The organism is Acinetobacter sp. YH01019 (genome assembly GCF_013420285.1).
In the GTDB taxonomy this organism is placed as follows: Bacteria; Pseudomonadota; Gammaproteobacteria; order Pseudomonadales; family Moraxellaceae; genus Acinetobacter; species Acinetobacter gandensis.
Window position 1 is genome coordinate 197,218 of record NZ_VOYM01000001.1, and the last position, 16,519, is coordinate 213,736.

Annotated in this window: 15 protein-coding genes; 12 read left to right on the forward strand and 3 right to left on the reverse strand. The window is 41.7% G+C overall.

What is annotated here, in order from left to right; all coding sequences use genetic code 11:
• Positions 1-36 precede the first annotated feature (36 nt).
• The 9 genes from hcaE to FTT84_RS01010 all read left to right on the forward strand — a co-directional run bounded on the left by hcaE (position 37) and on the right by FTT84_RS01010 (position 8,862).
• Positions 37-1,404 carry a 3-phenylpropionate/cinnamic acid dioxygenase subunit alpha gene (gene hcaE / locus FTT84_RS00970; RefSeq protein WP_067763943.1) on the forward strand — a complete coding sequence of 456 codons (1,368 nt, stop codon included), beginning with the start codon at positions 37-39 and terminating at the stop codon, positions 1,402-1,404.
• Positions 1,401-1,919, forward strand: a complete 519-nt coding sequence (gene hcaF, locus FTT84_RS00975; RefSeq protein ID WP_180062903.1) for a 3-phenylpropionate/cinnamic acid dioxygenase subunit beta — start codon at positions 1,401-1,403, stop codon at positions 1,917-1,919. The genes hcaE and hcaF overlap by 4 nt, the downstream gene beginning before the upstream one ends.
• Positions 1,919-2,245, forward strand: a complete 327-nt coding sequence (gene hcaC, locus FTT84_RS00980) for a 3-phenylpropionate/cinnamic acid dioxygenase ferredoxin subunit (RefSeq protein ID WP_067763933.1) — start codon at positions 1,919-1,921, stop codon at positions 2,243-2,245. The genes hcaF and hcaC overlap by 1 nt, the downstream gene beginning before the upstream one ends.
• Before the next feature lie 2 nt (positions 2,246-2,247).
• Entirely contained in the window at positions 2,248-3,066 is an 819-nt protein-coding gene (gene hcaB, locus FTT84_RS00985) for a 3-phenylpropionate-dihydrodiol/cinnamic acid-dihydrodiol dehydrogenase (protein WP_180079623.1), read from the forward strand.
• A 65-nt stretch (positions 3,067-3,131) separates the two neighbouring features.
• Positions 3,132-4,094 carry a 3-carboxyethylcatechol 2,3-dioxygenase gene (locus tag FTT84_RS00990; protein WP_180079625.1) on the forward strand — a complete coding sequence of 321 codons (963 nt, stop codon included), beginning with the start codon at positions 3,132-3,134 and terminating at the stop codon, positions 4,092-4,094.
• Positions 4,095-4,105: 11 nt separating this feature from the next.
• Complete coding sequence (hcaD, locus tag FTT84_RS00995; protein ID WP_180079627.1) at positions 4,106-5,341, forward strand: 3-phenylpropionate/cinnamic acid dioxygenase ferredoxin--NAD(+) reductase subunit; 1,236 nt, start codon at positions 4,106-4,108, stop codon at positions 5,339-5,341.
• A gap of 283 nt (positions 5,342-5,624) precedes the next feature.
• Positions 5,625-6,536 (forward strand): DMT family transporter, encoded by a 912-nt coding sequence (locus FTT84_RS01000; RefSeq protein WP_180058397.1) that lies wholly within the window; start codon positions 5,625-5,627, stop codon positions 6,534-6,536.
• 271 nt (positions 6,537-6,807) lie between these two features.
• On the forward strand, positions 6,808-7,749 hold the full coding sequence (locus FTT84_RS01005; protein ID WP_180058398.1) for a cation diffusion facilitator family transporter: 942 nt from the start codon (positions 6,808-6,810) through the stop codon (positions 7,747-7,749).
• A gap of 57 nt (positions 7,750-7,806) precedes the next feature.
• On the forward strand, positions 7,807-8,862 hold the full coding sequence (locus FTT84_RS01010) for an MBL fold metallo-hydrolase (RefSeq protein WP_067764155.1): 1,056 nt from the start codon (positions 7,807-7,809) through the stop codon (positions 8,860-8,862).
• Between the two features lie 81 nt (positions 8,863-8,943).
• Here FTT84_RS01010 and FTT84_RS01015 read toward each other — a convergent pair whose 3' ends face one another.
• Positions 8,944-10,464 (reverse strand): catalase, encoded by a 1,521-nt coding sequence (locus FTT84_RS01015; protein ID WP_180058399.1) that lies wholly within the window; start codon positions 10,462-10,464, stop codon positions 8,944-8,946.
• A gap of 982 nt (positions 10,465-11,446) precedes the next feature.
• Here FTT84_RS01015 and FTT84_RS01020 point away from each other — a divergent pair.
• Positions 11,447-12,571 carry an alpha/beta fold hydrolase gene (locus tag FTT84_RS01020; protein WP_373684981.1) on the forward strand — a complete coding sequence of 375 codons (1,125 nt, stop codon included), beginning with the start codon at positions 11,447-11,449 and terminating at the stop codon, positions 12,569-12,571.
• A gap of 204 nt (positions 12,572-12,775) precedes the next feature.
• Here FTT84_RS01020 and FTT84_RS01025 read toward each other — a convergent pair whose 3' ends face one another.
• On the reverse strand, positions 12,776-13,381 hold the full coding sequence (locus FTT84_RS01025) for a TetR/AcrR family transcriptional regulator (protein WP_067764153.1): 606 nt from the start codon (positions 13,379-13,381) through the stop codon (positions 12,776-12,778).
• 92 nt (positions 13,382-13,473) lie between these two features.
• Between FTT84_RS01025 and FTT84_RS01030 the strand changes: the two genes are divergently transcribed.
• Positions 13,474-15,147: an acyl-CoA dehydrogenase family protein gene (locus FTT84_RS01030; RefSeq protein ID WP_180079629.1), complete on the forward strand. Its 1,674-nt coding sequence runs from the start codon at positions 13,474-13,476 to the stop codon at positions 15,145-15,147.
• A 48-nt stretch (positions 15,148-15,195) separates the two neighbouring features.
• Here FTT84_RS01030 and FTT84_RS01035 read toward each other — a convergent pair whose 3' ends face one another.
• On the reverse strand, positions 15,196-15,669 hold the full coding sequence (locus FTT84_RS01035) for an Lrp/AsnC family transcriptional regulator (RefSeq protein ID WP_257223342.1): 474 nt from the start codon (positions 15,667-15,669) through the stop codon (positions 15,196-15,198).
• A 137-nt stretch (positions 15,670-15,806) separates the two neighbouring features.
• On the opposite strand from FTT84_RS01035, the gene FTT84_RS01040 reads away from it, so the two are divergent.
• On the forward strand, positions 15,807-16,460 hold the full coding sequence (locus tag FTT84_RS01040) for a LysE family translocator (RefSeq protein WP_180079631.1): 654 nt from the start codon (positions 15,807-15,809) through the stop codon (positions 16,458-16,460).
• Positions 16,461-16,519 lie beyond the last annotated feature (59 nt).

The window sequence follows — 16,519 nt, forward strand, 5'->3', positions numbered from 1 at the left end:
ATTACTTTGTGCCTTATGGTCACAGGAGAGCTTTTCATGAGTGGAAAAATTGATGTGCGCGAAATCGATGCTTTAGTCGATGCACAAAATGGACGTATCACGCCATCTATCTATACAGATCCAGACATCTACGAACTTGAATTAGAACGTGTGTTCGGTCGTACATGGTTATTCCTATGCCATGAAAGCCAAATTCCTAAGGCTGGTGATTTCTTCAATACCTACATGGGTGAAGATCCAATCATCGTTGCACGTCAAAAAGATGGCTCAATCAAAGCATTCTTAAACCAATGTCGTCACCGCTCTATGCGTGTGAGCTTCGCGGACTGTGGTAATACACGTGCATTTACTTGCCCGTACCACGGCTGGTCTTATGGCATTGATGGTTCTTTAAAAGATATCCCTCTTGAAGACCGCGCGTTCCCGCACGGTGCTTGTAAAGAGAAATGGGGTCTTGTTGAAGTTAACCGTGTTAAATCATACAAAGGCTTAGTATTCGCTTGTTGGGATGAAACAACACCTGACCTAGAAGAATACATGGGCGATATCGCTTGGTACTTAGATGGTGTTCTTGACCGTCGTCCAGGTGGTACTGAAATTATCGGTGGTGTACACAAGTGGGAAATCGAGTGTAACTGGAAATTTGCAGCTGAACAGTTTGCATCTGACCAATACCACGCATTGTTCTCTCACGCATCTGCAATCCAAGTTTTGGGTGCAAAACCAGATGACGAATCATCTAAGAAATTAGGTGCTGCACAAACAGCTCGTCCAGTTTGGGAAACTGCGAAAGACGCGATCCAATACGGTTCACGTGGTCACGGTTCAGGCTTCTTCTTTACTGAAAAACCAGATGCGAACGTTTGGGTAGATGGTGAAGTTGCCAACTACTTCCGTGAAACATTTGATGAAGTTAAAGAGCGTTTAGGCGAAGTACGTGCATTACGTCTTGCTGGTCACAACACTATGTTCCCAACATTGTCTTGGTTGAACGGTACTGCAACGCTTCGTGTATGGCACCCACGTGGTCCAAACAAAACTGAAGTATGGGCATTTTGTATTGCAGACGCAGAAGCATCTCAAGAAGTGAAAGAAGCATTTGAGCGCTCTGCGACTCGCGCATTCGGTCCTGCTGGTTTCCTTGAGCAAGATGACTCTGAGAACTGGATTGAAATTCAAAAAGTTTTACGTGGTTATAAAGCCCGTCAAAACAAATTGATTATGGAAATGGGTAAAGGTAACGAGAAAGTACGTGAAGATGGTATCCCTGGTATCACCAACTACATTTTCTCAGAAACAGCTGCACGTGGTATGTACCGTCGTTGGGCTGACCTATTGATTCATGAAAAATGGGAAGACGTTGAAGCTGCGGCTGACGAATATGAGAAGGAGCTTATGAAATGAGTCAAATTAGTTTAGAACTCCATCACCAAATTAGTCAGTTTCTTTATCGTGAAGCAAAATTGCTTGACGATTGGAAGTTCCGCGATTGGTTAGCTGTATTAGCGGAAGATATTTCTTATACGCTACGCACAACACCAAACGCGCAAACACGTGACCGTCGTCGCTCGATTGAGCCGCCAACAACTTGGGTATTTAACGATACTAAAGATTTGTTGGAACGCCGTGTAGCTCGTTTAGAGACAGGTATGGCTTGGGCTGAAGAACCTCCTTCACGTACAACACACATGGTGTCTAATGTGATTGTTGAAGCGACTGAAGTTGAAGGCGAATTCGACGTTTACGTAACGTACTTGTTGTACCGTACCCAGAAAGAGAAAGATGTAACAATCTACTGTGGTAAGCGTCACGACAAGATCCGCAAAGTCGACACTGAGCAAGGTTTCGAAATCTTCAACCGTAAGATTACCCTTGATCAGGTGACTTACAACTCACATAACCTGAGCGTGTTCTTCTAATGAATAAGATTTTTGTTTGCCAAGTTGACGAATTAGACGAAGGCGAAGCATTGAAAGTAGATTGCGGCGTTAACGGTATCGATGCGCTTGCAGTATTCAACAACAATGGCGAATTTTTCGCGATGAACGACCGTTGTTCACATGGTAATGCTTCAATGTCTGAAGGTTACCTTGAAGATGATGGCACTGTTGAATGTCCACTTCATTCGGCTCGATTCTGTTTGAAAACTGGTCAAGCATTATGCTTACCAGCAACAGATCCTATCAAAACATTCCCTGTGATTGTTGAAGATGGTGCTTTATACGTAGAGATGGCAGGAGAGTAATCATGGGTTGGCTACAAGGCGAAGTTGCACTTATTACCGGTGGTGGTTCAGGCTTAGGCTGGGCATTGGTTGAACGTTTCTTAGAAGAAGGTGCAAAAGTTGCTGTTCTTCAACGTTCTCAATCGAAAGTTGATGCATTGAAAGAACATTTTGGTGACCGCGTGCTTGCGATCGCAGGTGATGTAGCCAGCTATGAGGATAATGTTCGTGCAGTTCAAGCAACTGTAGAACATTATGGCAAACTTGACTGTTTCGTCGGAAACGCAGGTATCTGGGATCATTACGCAGATATCGTCAATACATCGGGTGAACAGCTGGAAAAAGCTTTTGATGAGATTATGGGTATTAACACCAAATCTCTCATCTTAGGTGCCAAAGCTGCACTTGATGCATTGATAGCTTCGGAAGGTTCTATCATATTTACTTTGTCTAACTCAGCACTGTATTCGGCAGGCGGAGGCCCTGTATACACAGCGTCTAAGCATGCTGGCGTTGGGATTATGAAAGAATTAGCCTATGAGCTTGCGCCTAAAGTACGAGTGAACGCTGTTGCTCCGTCGGGTATGAATGTAAACATCAAAGGTGCTGCTTCTTTAGGCCAAGAAAACCTCGGTCTACTCGATGCACGTGATCCTGAGATGATTGCACGCGGCATGCCGCTCAATTTCTTACCCGAACCTGAAGATATGACTGGTTCATACGTGTTATTGGCTTCTCGTCAAAACAACCGCCCATTAACTGGTGTTTTAATTAATGCTGAATGTGGTCTGGGTATCCGTGGTTTACGTCAACCACGTGCTGGCTTCTTTGACGAGATTTAATTCGCCAAATACGTAAAGGACTTACTCGGCAGCCGTCTTGGCTGCCTTCCGTTTAGGAGTCACCCATGGCCGTTAAACTTATTTGTGCATCGCACAGTCCCCTAATGGAATTCGCTTCTCCGCAAGAGAAATACAAAGAGGAAAAAGTTCGCGAAACTTTTGCCAAACTTGCTAAAGAAGTTGAAGACTATAATCCAACATTGATCATTACTTTTGGTCCAGACCATTTCAATGGTTTCTTCTATGACCTCATGCCATCTTTCTGCGTCGGTATTCGTGCCAAAGCAGCAGGTGATTGGGATTATGGTAAAGACAATGACCACATCAATGTGCCTGAAGAAACAGCAATCAGTCTGGTTCGTCGCGTATTGGATGAAGGTGTTGATGTTGCATACTCTTATCGTATGCAGGCAGACCACGGTGTGACTCAACCATTACATTTCCTTTGTGGTGGCAAGCTTGATCGTTATCCAACGATTCCAATTTTTATCAATGGTGCAGCTGCGCCGATGCCAACAACCAAGCGTACAGTCGCTTTGGGTCGTGCAGTCGGTCAGTTTATTAAATCATTGAACTTAGAAAATGAACGTGTACTTGTTTTGGGTACAGGTGGCTTGTCTCATGATCCACCAACACCGCAAATGGGTTCAGTGCCTCCTGAAGTGGAAGAATTCCTGATTGCAGGTCGTAACCCAACAATTGATGCACGTAATGCACGTCAAGGCAAAATTATTGCCGTAGGTCAAAAGCTTGCAGCTGGTGATACTTCTGTCGCAGTGCCACTTAACCCAGAATGGGACCGTGCATTGCTTGAAACTTTTGCCAAAGCTGACTTTGCTGCAATTGAAGCAATGACTGAAGCTGAAATTCGTGTTGAAGGCGGTCGTGGCGGTCAAGAAGTTCGTTCTTGGATGGCTGCTTTTGCTGCACTACATGAAGTGGGCGAATACGACATGACAACACATTGCTACGAAGACATTAGTGAGTGGATTGCGGGCTTCGGCATCGTATCTGCAGAATTGAAATAAGGAACAAACCCATGAGCCAAAATGGTATCGAAACCATCGTTATTGTTGGAGCTGGTCAAGCTGGTGCTAGCGCCATTTTAGAACTCCGTGCGAACAAGTATGAAGGCAAAATCATTTTGGTGGGTGATGAAACACATCTTCCTTATGAACGTCCGCCTTTGTCTAAAGACGTAATTCTAAAACCTGAAGAGACCAAAATCGAAATTCTGTCAGAAGAAAAATTGGCAGAACTCGGTGTTGAACATATTCGTGGCAATGGAGTGGTGAAAATCCATAGCGATGCGAAAACAGTTGAACTGAAAAATGGTGAAATTGTTGCATTTGACAAGTTGCTTCTAGCAACTGGTGGTGCAGCACGCCGTTTACCGAATTTCGATGCTTTGGGTAAACACGTTTATACCTTACGTAACCTTGAAGATTCACAAGCATTGGTGCCTGTATTACAAGCGGGTCGCCGTATTGTATTGATCGGCGGTGGTGTGATTGGTCTTGAGCTTGCATCTTCAGCACGTTCTAAAGACTGTATCGTGACCGTGATTGAAATGGGTCCAATGGTGATGGGGCGTTCATCTCCACGCGTATTGAGTGAATTTTTATTGGCTCAACAACGTCTTGCAGGTGTAGATGTTCGTCTTTCGACTTCTATTGCTGACTGTAAGCTTGATGGCGAAGAAGTGGTGATCACGCTTGAAGGCGGTGAAGAACTTCGTGCAGATGCTGTAGTTTACGGTATTGGTATTGTGCCAAATGCTCAACTTGCGGTTGATGCAGGTTTAGACGTTGATTTTGCCATTAAAGTGAATGATAACTGCCAAACTTCGCATCCAGATATTTATGCAGCGGGTGACGTTGCGACTCAGCTTCGTGACTGTGGTAACCACCGTCGTGTCGAAACTTGGGAAAATGCGAACTTGCAAGCAGGTATCTTTGCTCGTCATGTAATGGATGTAGAACATCCTACACCAAACCCAGCATGGTTTTGGACAGATCAATTGAATATCAACTATCAATTTGTAGGTGATATGGCTGCAAGCGAATGGATCGTTCGTGGTGAAATTAAACCTGAGTTGGCGGCTGAATCTTCATTTGTATTGTTTGGTGTAACTGACGGTGTCATTGTTGGTGGTATCACTGTGAATGCTGCGAAAGAGATGCGTCATTTGAAAAAATTGATTAGCAAGAATGCGGCGTTTGAAGCGGATAAATATTTAGATTTAAGCCAAGATTTACGTAAACTTGTAAAGTAAGCTGAATGTCTAAGAGGAGCAGACTTACGGTAACGTAGGTCTGTTTTTTTATGTCTTTAGTTTTAGCGTCACGGCCTTACATTACATTTTGGTTTATATGCCTTTGCGCAGGCGATGCCTTACTTTTAAAAGATTAAAAGTAACAAAAATCTTTTGATCGTTTGGGGATACTTCCGTGTATTCCAAATGATCGGGCGGCATCCATGCCGCCATCAGTATTGTTGATACCGGATTGAACATAAATTGAGTTCAGTTCTTTTTGATAAATTTAATTGAGCAATTTATGAATTCAAACTCAACGCCAATATTGGTGACGGCAAGTATATATGCTCTTTTGGTACTGATTTGGGCGACGACGCCGCTCGCGATTGTGTGGAGTGTGCAGGAAATACATCCGATGTGGGTGTTGATTATCCGTTACTTCGGCGCATCTATTATTGCGCTGTTTCTGTTGAAATTGATGCGTGATCCTTTGCCGTTTGATGAAACCTCATTAAAAAGTTATGTGGCTGGGAGTTTGAATTTGATTGGCGCACAGTTGTTTATTTATCTCGCAGCCAATTATCTCACCTCTGGTTTAATGGCACTGATTTTTGGTTTTTCACCCTTAATTGCCGGTTTGATTGGGCATGTTATTTTAAAAACACATAAATTGGTCGCTTTGCAGTGGTTGGGCATGGCGGTTGCAGTGGGTGGTCTAACTTTTGTCTTTGCAGATTCTGCTGATAGCAAAGTCAATCCAATTGGCGTTGTACTGATGCTAATCAGTATGGTGTCATATATCAGTTCGATTTTTTGGGTGAAACAGATTAACGCACCGTTAAAACCGATGTCTCAGGCAACAGGTTCTCTGATTGTTTCTGCCTTGGGTTCGGTACTCATCATTCCTTTTATCTGGCAGCATTTTCCAACCGAATTGCCAAGTGGCCGTGCCATGATAGGTTTTGTCTTTACTATGATCATGTCATCCATTGTGGCGATGCTGTGTTACTTCTGGCTGATCAAACGTTTGGCGGCATCAACAGTGTCCCTCAGTAATGTGATGACACCTGTCATAGCATTGGTTTTGGGAGCGACGTTGAACAGTGAATATATTAGCTCCAATGCCTTTATTGGGATCGTCGTCGTGATGTTTGGTATTGTGATGTACTTTTGGAAAGAGTGGCGCGAGCAATATATTAATAAAGTACGTTGAACGGCGTACATCTACAGAATTATAAGGAAGCTGCGGCTTCCTTTTTTATGTGTATTTTTCATATTTTGAATGGTTCAATTATTTCGGAATAGTCTGAGGTTTCACATGGAACATTTTAAATATAAGCAACTTATAAACTGATGAAACAATCGACACTTGCTCTAAAAACAACAAAATAACAAACAACAGCAACAGTCAGTTTGAGTACTATGGAATGAGCCATAAAATCAAATAGATCTGTTTGATAACAATAAGTTTAGGACAAATTTGAATGTCTGAATCCAATAAAATCGTGGTTTATGCAGCGCTCTTCGGCAATTTAGCGATTGCACTGGTAAAGTTTGTCGCTGCTTATATCACGAATAGTTCGGCCATGCTCAGTGAAGCAATTCACTCAGTGGTCGATACGCTGAATGAAGTCTTACTGCTGTACGGTATGAAGAAATCTCAGCAGCCAGCTAACTCGCGACATCCGTTTGGTTACGGACGGGAGTTATATTTTTGGGCATTTATTGTGGCATTACTGGTCTTTGCATTAGGCGCAATCGTCTCAATTTATCAGGGGATTCATCATATTTATCACCCTGAAGCCATGAGTAACCCAATGATTAACTATATTGTGTTAGGCATTGCGATTTTATGTGAGGGGACGTCTTGGTTTGTGGCACTCAAAGCCTTTCGAAAGGTAAAGGGTAAGCAAGGTTATTTCGAAGCATTTCGACGCAGTAAAGATCCCACGACCTTTACCGTTTTGTTTGAAGATACAGCTGCATTAATCGGTTTGTTCATTGCTTTGATTGGTATTTATTTATCACATGCGCTGAATATGCCAATGCTTGATGGTTTGGCTTCGGTTTTAATTGGCGTGGTATTGGCCATCTCTGCGATTTTGTTGGCACGTGAGACTAAAGGATTGCTTATGGGGGAAACTGCCGATCCACAGTTAAGGCATAATGTCTTAAACGTGGCGGAACTAGATCCAGCTGTACATTCTGCTAACGGAGTATTAACAGAGCAAATGGGCGCACATCAAGTCATTGCCTCATTGAGTCTTGAATTTAAAGATAATTTAACGTCAGATGAGATTGAAGCATGCGTCAACAGAATTGAAGCACAAATTAAACAGCTTCACCCTGAAATTGTGGCACTCTTTGTCAAACCACAGTCTAAAGTGGTCTGGCAGGAACGTATGAAAGGTCGTCTTGAACAGTAGGTCGCAGAGTCTTCAACTTTGCAAAATCTGTCAGCTCAGTGAATGAATTTAAAATACATGAATCCAAAAACACAAAAAGCTCAGTTTCAAATCGCAACCGAAAGTTGTATGAAGCATACATGGACCAAGCCAGTCTTTGATTATCTGGCGAGTGACCATTTTAATGGGGAAAAGTTTTTCAATACACTGCGCAATCCTGAGCCTTTCACCCGAAAAGATATGCTGAAATGGATCATGACGCGTAAAAGTGATACTTGGAAAGTGGATCGAGAGAAAGAGTATCAGCAGTTTTATGCTGCTTCGCGGAGCATTCCACAAAACCGTCCATTGGCGAAAATGGATGATTGGTTGGTTTGGTTTGTGGGCCATGCCACCGTTTTAATTCAAATTGGACCTTATAACTTTTTGACCGATCCCGTTTGGGCTGAGTATGCAGGCCCACGTCAGGGCACAGGGCCTCGTCGTGCCTGTCCTGCAGGTATTGCTTTAGAAGAACTACCAACGATTCATGGTGTCTTACTGAGTCATAATCATTATGATCATATGGATTTAGCGACGCTGAATTGGTTACATGAACAATTTGCAATGCCAATCTATACAGGATTAGGTAATGGCTATTATCTACCTGAACATCTCAATGTCATCGAGTTGGATTGGTGGCAGTCGGAAATGTTTGAGGATTTACGCATTGTCTATACGCCTGCACAGCATGGTTCAGGACGTGGCTGGCGTGATCAAAATCATGCCTTATGGGGTGGTTTTTCAATTGTTCATAGTACAGGTCATTTCTTCTTTGCAGGAGATACGGGCTATGCAGCGCATTTTAAGCAAATTTATAGCCGTCTAGGTGCACCACGGGTGTCATTACTACCAATTGGGGCGTATGAACCACGCCGTTTAATGACCTATTTGCACATGAATCCTGAAGAAGCATTTCAAGCGCATAAGGATTTACAATCTAAATGCTCCCTGGCAATGCACTATCGCACTTTTCAGTTGACTGATGAAGCACGCGAACAACCTGAGCATGATCTACACAAAGCGATGCGCAAAACTTCAAAATTAATGAATCCATTTTTGACTTTACATGAAGGTAAAAAATTGATTGTTTAAGGATGAATTAGAAGTTAATTGAAATATTTAATGCCATAAAAAACCACCTCGAAAGGTGGTTTTTTATATTTATTTAAAGTATTAAAGTAGGCCTGGGTTACCTTGAGCTGGATCAGTTGCGCGTGCAGCTTGCGCATCTGCTACGGTTAAGCCCAATGCTTTCGCAACACCTTCACCATAAGCCGGTTCACAAGCGTAGCAGTTACGGATATGACGATATTTGATGAAGTCGAGTGCATCGCCCATTGCACCAGCAGTGTTATTAAACAATGCTTGTTTTTGTTCAGCATTCATTAAGTTGAATAATGCACGTGGTTGACTGAAATAATCGCTGTCATCTTCGCGGTAATCCCACAAGTCAGCATCACCAGTAATTTTCAATGGTGGTTCTTTGTATTGTGGTTGCTCTTGCCATTGGCTGAAGCTATTTGGTTCATAATGCGGTGTTGCACCATAGTTACCATCCATACGGCCTTGACCATCACGACGGTTCGAGTGAACAGGACAACGTGGTGCATTCACAGGAATTTGGTAATGGTTTACACCCACACGGTAACGTGCAGCATCCGCATAGTTGAATAAACGCGCTTGCAGCATGCGGTCAGGTGAGAAACTAATGCCTGGAACCAAGTTGCTTGGTGCAAACGCGGCTTGTTCTACATCGTGGAAATAGTTTTCAGGGTTACGGTTGAGTTCGAATTCACCCACTTCAACCAATGGATAGTCACCTTTAGGCCATACTTTGGTTAAATCGAATGGGTGATAAGGTACTTTTTCTGCATCAAGTTCAGGCATGATTTGAACGTACATTTTCCATTTCGGGAAATCGCCGCGTTCAATTGCATCGAACAAGTCTGTTTGTGAGCTTTCACGGTCTTTGGCAATAATCGCTTCAGCTTCAGCATCGGTTAAATTTTTAATGCCTTGTTGAGTGCGCATGTGGAATTTAACCCAGAAGCGTTCATTATTGGCATTAATAAAACTGAAGGTATGGCTACCAAAACCATGCATATGACGGTAACCATCTGGAATACCGCGGTCAGACATCACAATCGTAACTTGGTGTAGAGCTTCAGGAAGTAAAGTCCAGAAATCCCAGTTATTTGTTGCACTACGCTTATTGGTTTTTGGATCACGTTTCACTGCTTTATTTAAGTCAGGGAATTTACGTGCATCACGTAGGAAGAAGACAGGCGTGTTATTACCAACTAAATCCCAGTTACCTTCTTCAGTATAGAATTTAAGGGCAAAACCACGAATATCGCGTTCTGCATCTGCAGCACCACGCTCACCCGCTACGGTAGAGAAACGAGCAAAAAGTTCAGTTTTTTTACCAACTTCTGAGAAAATTTTAGCGCGGGTATATTGGGTAATATCGTTAGTCACGGTAAACGTACCGAAAGCACCAGAACCTTTAGCATGCATACGACGCTCTGGAATTACTTCACGAACGAAATTACCGAGTTTTTCATTAAGCCATAAATCTTGGGCAAGTAAAGGACCACGTGCACCTGCCGTCATACTGTTCTGGTTGTCTACAACAGGAGCACCAGCATCAGTTGTTAGGTGGGTGACAGGACATTTTTTAACGTCGTCGCTCATTGAGTATCTCCATTATTATGATCATGTATTAAAGTTGGGAGCTATAACTTTTCAATTGATAACACGCTCAACAGCACATGACATTAACCGTTTTGTTAATTCATTTTAAAGTGATAATGTGACAACAGTTTTTCTCTCATTCTAAAATTTTTCAAGCAGCAATCAATCGAAGAGAAGTCATAAAACTGTAGCCGTTAAAAGCTTAAAAATCTTTATATACTTATTGACTCTAAAGCTTTCTGTGGCTTTTGACAAATGGAAAAATAGTTTTGAATAAATGGTTAATTCGATGAATCAAGTTGTTGAATTTAAATTATATGTTTATATATTTTGTTTTAATATTTTATCGATGAATTAAACTCAAATATGTTGCTATGATAGGTAGAAGAGGACGAACTAATTAAATCCATATTTTTATTATGGATTTTAGTCTTAATATAGGTTTTTTTAGCTGATTCTAGTTAATGAAAGACATTTTTGAGCTATTAATATTGGAGCGTTTTTCAACATTAAAGACATTATTTAATACTTAAATATGCTGAAAATACAGCTGAAGAAATATTGGCAAGTGGATTACGTCGTTTAAAAAAATGTAAATAAATTTTTATGGATTGATGCCAGTTGGTACAGCTATCTTTAACTTTTACGAAATACATAAAACGATTTTATGTACTAAGCTGGACTTTTTATAAAAAGCCTTTAATTAGGGCTAAGCGGAATTGAAAAAGTGGGCTAATTGAAAAGAGGGTTGAAAGCACCATTTATAGTTTGTAAAAAATCGATATGTAGCTGTAAGACAAGAATTAAATAAACAGTGATTATGAGTTTCTTATTTTTAGATAAACAACGTGTAACTTGAATGAACGTTCAGAGGTTTATTATGTTGAATCAAAGAAAATATTTATCAAAGTTCTCCAGCGCCTAAGTCATTGCTGGCTCAATTGTTGGCTTAAGTGCAACTGAATTGTATGCGGCAGATACAGTGATGCCTAAAGCTGATATTTCTCAAACTAAAAACAATATTGCAGCATTGTTGCCAGGTTCGATGTTGTCACTGCAACGTGAATCGATTCCTACATCATATCAACATGCTGGGCAACGTTATGTGATCACGTATCGTAGTCGAGGGGTTAATGGTGAACCCATTGTGACTTCGGGTTATATTTTACTACCTAAAGGACAAGCACCTAAACAAGGCTGGCCCGTATTGGCATGGGCACATGGCACGACTGGTGTGGCTGATACATGTGCTCCATCAAGTGATTATGCAGGTGGGCCTGTGCATAGTTTGCAAGAAGTCATTGATGGTGCACTCGACAGTTGGTTGATGCGTGGCTATACGGTGATTGCAACAGATTATCAAGGACTGGGTACACCGGGGATGCATCCTTATATGAATGCAGCGAGTCAAGTTTATAATGTGGTGGATTCTGTGCGTGCATTGCATTCTTGGAAGCCGAAGCAGTTTAATAAAGATTGGGTGGTGATGGGGCATAGTCAAGGTGGTGCAGCTGCTATTGCGGTTGCAGCTCAGGGGCAAAAAGATGCGCCTGAATTGAATCTTAAAGCTGCAATCGCCTTGGCACCGGGTGGTTATCAATATGAAGGCATTGCTGAATACGTACAAACCAATCCAAATCCAGATACCAATGTAGCGGCATTTTTCCCAATCGTGTTGTTGGGAGCAGCCGCAGCAGATCCATCGATCAATGTAGATCAACTGGTTAGTCCAGATATGCAGTCTTTACTAAATCAGGCCCGTAAACGCTGTTTGTCAGAACTACAAACTGAGTTAGAACAAGCACCTCAGCCAATCTTTAAAAAAGATACAGACTTAAAACCTTTATTAAGCTACTTAAAACGACAGTCGATTGAATATATGAAGCCAACCGTACCATTGATGTTTGTTCAGGGTACAGCAGACCATTTGGTCGATCATCGCGATACACAAAGTTATTACCAGCAAGTGTGCAAACAAAAATTGCCAGCGGTCTATCATGCGATCCCAAATGGCGATCATCGAGATGCATTACGCCATAGCCCGAAATATACGGCTGAGTTTTTAAAGAGCTTAGAACACGGCAGCATTGCAAAGGCGTGTAAATGAGATAAGTTAGCTGGCAATAAAAGCTTAACTTCTAAAGCACTTTTATTGCCGGATAAGCAAAGTGATGAATGATTTTCTTCTGCCGTAAAAATAAATTTCCTAAATATCTAAAAAAACCGGTTTAAGAGCCGGTTTTTTTATAAATAACATGACTTTATTTTATTAACCAATGCATTTGAAACGTCAGCAACTTGTCCGTGAGGTCTAATCGCGCAACATATGAATTATATCTCGCTCTAAATCATGCCATTTCGCAAACTCAGGGGTTACTAACAAGCTCTGCGAAATAAATCCGTAACACACTCGCTGAAAATTCAACGCCAGCCGATCAAGCGCAATTTCAGCTTTAAAATGTGTCAAAATCGTGCGCCACATCTCTACCATCATGGCATAGCTTTTTTGATAGATTTCAATACTAGAAATCTGTCGTTCTAACAAAAATACCTGTGCCCATAAAAATTGCTGTGCTTTAACTTGCTTAATTTGAAAATGAATCATGTGCTGAACATAAGCAGATAAGTCCAAATTTGTGGATAACTTCATCAGCGATTGTGCATAAGTTTTCATCTGTTCGGCATTGTGTTTCACATGTAAATGAATAGTCAGCGCAATCAAATCTTCTTTTTTTGAAAAATACTCATAAAAGGTGCCTAAACCGACACCTGCGAGATCAGTAATTTCACGAATGGTAATTTTGTCGGCAGGCCGTTCATGCAAAAGCCGAACAAAACTTTCTTGCAATGCCTCTTGCGTGAGCTTGGCGCGTGATTGACGAGGCTTACGTCGTACGTTTATCTCAGAATGTTTCATAAAGATAGGCCAAGAAAAGCCGAACATATAGCAGTAAATAATTGTCTATACTGAAATGAAATGGAGATAAGAACAAGCAGGAAATATAAACAATGCAGACATCAAATCCGACATTCGATCAGGCATGGATGACCCATCAAATTACGAATCAATTTGATGAATTGGAAAACTATAATCTATTTTCCAGTGATACGGTTTTACACGAAATATTAAAACGTTATGGCAGTCATGATCAGGCGACATTGTGCGAAATGGGCAAAGCTGTAGGTTCTAGTGAATATTATGAATATGCAGATCTCGCAAATCGCCACACTCCAATTTTACAATCCTTCGATGCGCGTGGACGCCGGAAAGACTACATTGTATTTCATCCCGCATGGCATAAATGGATGAGTCTAAACCGCCAGTTTGATACCCATGCACATCCTTTCAATCAGCCGAATTCTAAAAGTAAATGGGTTGAATGGGCAGCGCGTTTTTATCTAGCGGGGCAGGTCGAGTGTGGCAACTTATGCCCAAATTCGATGACGCTGGGTAGCATTCCACTCATACAACGTGAACCTGAACTTTGGGCAAAAATAGGTGAGAAGCTTTTATCCACCGAATATGATGAGCGTGATGTCCCAATTGCACAGAAAAAGTCGATTTGGCTCGGTATGGGCATGACCGAAAAACAGGGTGGATCGGATGTGCGTGCCAATGAAACCCTTGCTGCACCTATTGCAGAAACAGGTCGAGGCCAAGCTTATTTACTCACAGGGCACAAATGGTTTTTCTCTGCGCCGATGTGTGATGCGCATTTGGTGGTGGCAAAAACCGAGCAAGACGGTTTAGCCTGCTTTTTTGTGCCGCGTTGGTTGGAAGATGGCAGCAAAAATCAAATTCAGGTGCAACGCTTAAAAGAAAAAGTCGGTAACCGTAGCAACTCAAGTTCAGAAGTCGAATTTAAAAATGCGTGGGGTATCATGATTGGCGAAGCAGGGCGTGGGATACCGACTATTATTGAAATGGCCAATTATACACGTTTAACCTGTTCAGTCGGTTCAAGTGCCATGCTACGCCAAGCCCTCGTGCAGAGCATTGCTTATACGCGTCAGCGAAAAGCCTTCGGTAAATTATTGATTGAGCAACCATTGATGCGTGCAGTTTTGGCAGATTTAGCTTTAGAAAGTGAAGCAGCCACTCAGCTCAGTTTTCATTTGGCGCAGTGTTATGAATCCGATGATGCTTTGTCTGTGGCATGGAAGCGTATTATGACCCCAGCTGCTAAGTTCTGGATTTGTAAGCGTACAGTAGAGCTGAGTGGTGAAATGATGGAAGTCTTTGGCGGCAATGGCTATGTAGACAACGGCATCATGGCGCGCATTTTTAAAGAAGCACCTGTGAATACCATTTGGGAAGGTTCAGGCAATGTTATGTGTTTGGATGTGCTGCGTGCAGTTGCACGTGATGCTGAGTCCATCGAAGTATTATTTAAAGATTTAGCCACCACAGCAAATACAGATGCAACCCTGCAAACCGAATTACAAGACTTGTTTAAATCATTTCATCAGTCACCTGAAGATTTACAATTTATGGGGCGCAGTTTGGTCAGTCGCTTAACGGTCTTGGCACAAGCGGTATTATTAAAAAGATATGCACCTGACTATGTGGCAGCAGGTTTTATTCAAAGCCGTTATAGCGCTAAACATGGGCAAGTAGTGGGGATGTTGGACGCCAAAATGGTCGATGTGGAGCGTTTGCTGGAAAGGGCTTTCGCAAGTTAAATGCAACGTATTTTCCTCTCCCTTTGGGAGAGGGCTTTAGTCAGTATTTTATTTTCGACTTTGAATCGGATAACCCAAAAAAGGCTTAATTTCTTTTAGCACAAAAATACTTTGCATTTCTTTAATCCCAGGTAAGCGGCGAATGGTCGACATAGAAAATTCAGCATAGGTGTCGAGATCAGGAGACACCACCTGAAGTAAAAAGTCTGCATCTCCGCCCACGCTATAGCAGGCCACCACATGTTCAAGTTCAGAGACCCGCTCTTCAAACTTTTTGGCTTCTTTTTCGCTGTGACTATCAATGGATACACGAATAAAAACCATCACGCCTTGCCCGATTTTTTTACGGTCGAGTAATACGCCATAGCCCTTAATCACTTGAGTATCTTCTAGCTGTTTCACACGACGCCAACAGGGTGAAGTGGACATACCAATTTGCTCTGCCAATTCGGCATTGGTCATGCGTGAGTCTTCTTGTAGGTACTTTAGAATTTTAGCATCAGTTTTATCTAAAAGGCTCATTGGTATAAATAACCCTAAAAATGAATACATCGGTTATTTATACCCTTTTATTGCGTTTTTATAAAATAAATAGATCAGTTTTACCTCTAAAATTATTCAAAAATAGCGCCATTCATTGCTGATCTTATCTGTGCAACATGGAACATTTCACACAACTTTCTACTTATATTTTTACGCTGTTTTTGGCGGCATTATTACCAGGGCCGGGCATGACAGGACTCATGTTTAAGACATTATCTCAAGGTTATCAGGTGGGTATCGTCATGCTTTTGGGTCTAATGACAGCGGACATGATTTATCTGTCTGCATCGATTTTTTTATTAAGTTATATCAGTCAACTCAGCCCAAACTTTTCATTTTATTTAATCGTCTTTTCGAGCTGTTATTTACTGTATTTGGCGTATCAGTTTTGGACATTTAAGGGAGATTTACTGGCCAGTAGCAATGAACTCAATTTAGGAAAAACCCTTACAGCCTACAAAGAGGGGCTATTGATTACACTAAGTAATCCGAAGACGATTTCTTTTTATTTGGCCTTAGTGCCTGCAATTTTTGGCTCGGTATCTTTGCAGCAAAAAAGCCCTATACTGATGGTCGTTACATTGCTGACATTGACTGTCATTGGTGGACTCTACATTTTCTGCTCAATGAGCTTAAAGAAATTTTTAAAGCCACTGCATGTGCAAAAAAAGTTGGTACGGAGTTTGGCGGGTATTATGGGCTTTCTAGCCATCAGCCTGTTATATAAAGAGCTTAATGTGATGGCACCCGTCTATGCACGTTTATTTTAAGCACGATTAAAAAGGCTTGAAATTTACCTAAAAATGTCCAATATATGCATTACATCCAC

What these genes read in the sequence shown, in the direction of transcription:
- FTT84_RS01040 (WP_180079631.1), top strand. Translation starts at nt 15,807, where the DNA reads ATGGAACATTTCACACAACTTTCTACTTATATTTTTACGCTGTTTTTG.
- FTT84_RS01025 (WP_067764153.1), bottom strand. Translation starts at nt 13,381, where the DNA reads ATGAAACATTCTGAGATAAACGTACGACGTAAGCCTCGTCAATCACGC.
- FTT84_RS01010 (WP_067764155.1), top strand. Translation starts at nt 7,807, where the DNA reads ATGAATCCAAAAACACAAAAAGCTCAGTTTCAAATCGCAACCGAAAGT.
- hcaF (WP_180062903.1), top strand. Translation starts at nt 1,401, where the DNA reads ATGAGTCAAATTAGTTTAGAACTCCATCACCAAATTAGTCAGTTTCTT.
- FTT84_RS00990 (WP_180079625.1), top strand. Translation starts at nt 3,132, where the DNA reads ATGGCCGTTAAACTTATTTGTGCATCGCACAGTCCCCTAATGGAATTC.
- FTT84_RS01035 (WP_257223342.1), bottom strand. Translation starts at nt 15,669, where the DNA reads ATGAGCCTTTTAGATAAAACTGATGCTAAAATTCTAAAGTACCTACAA.
- FTT84_RS01030 (WP_180079629.1), top strand. Translation starts at nt 13,474, where the DNA reads ATGCAGACATCAAATCCGACATTCGATCAGGCATGGATGACCCATCAA.
- FTT84_RS01015 (WP_180058399.1), bottom strand. Translation starts at nt 10,464, where the DNA reads ATGAGCGACGACGTTAAAAAATGTCCTGTCACCCACCTAACAACTGAT.
- FTT84_RS01005 (WP_180058398.1), top strand. Translation starts at nt 6,808, where the DNA reads ATGTCTGAATCCAATAAAATCGTGGTTTATGCAGCGCTCTTCGGCAAT.
- hcaD (WP_180079627.1), top strand. Translation starts at nt 4,106, where the DNA reads ATGAGCCAAAATGGTATCGAAACCATCGTTATTGTTGGAGCTGGTCAA.
- FTT84_RS01000 (WP_180058397.1), top strand. Translation starts at nt 5,625, where the DNA reads ATGAATTCAAACTCAACGCCAATATTGGTGACGGCAAGTATATATGCT.
- hcaB (WP_180079623.1), top strand. Translation starts at nt 2,248, where the DNA reads ATGGGTTGGCTACAAGGCGAAGTTGCACTTATTACCGGTGGTGGTTCA.
- hcaE (WP_067763943.1), top strand. Translation starts at nt 37, where the DNA reads ATGAGTGGAAAAATTGATGTGCGCGAAATCGATGCTTTAGTCGATGCA.
- hcaC (WP_067763933.1), top strand. Translation starts at nt 1,919, where the DNA reads ATGAATAAGATTTTTGTTTGCCAAGTTGACGAATTAGACGAAGGCGAA.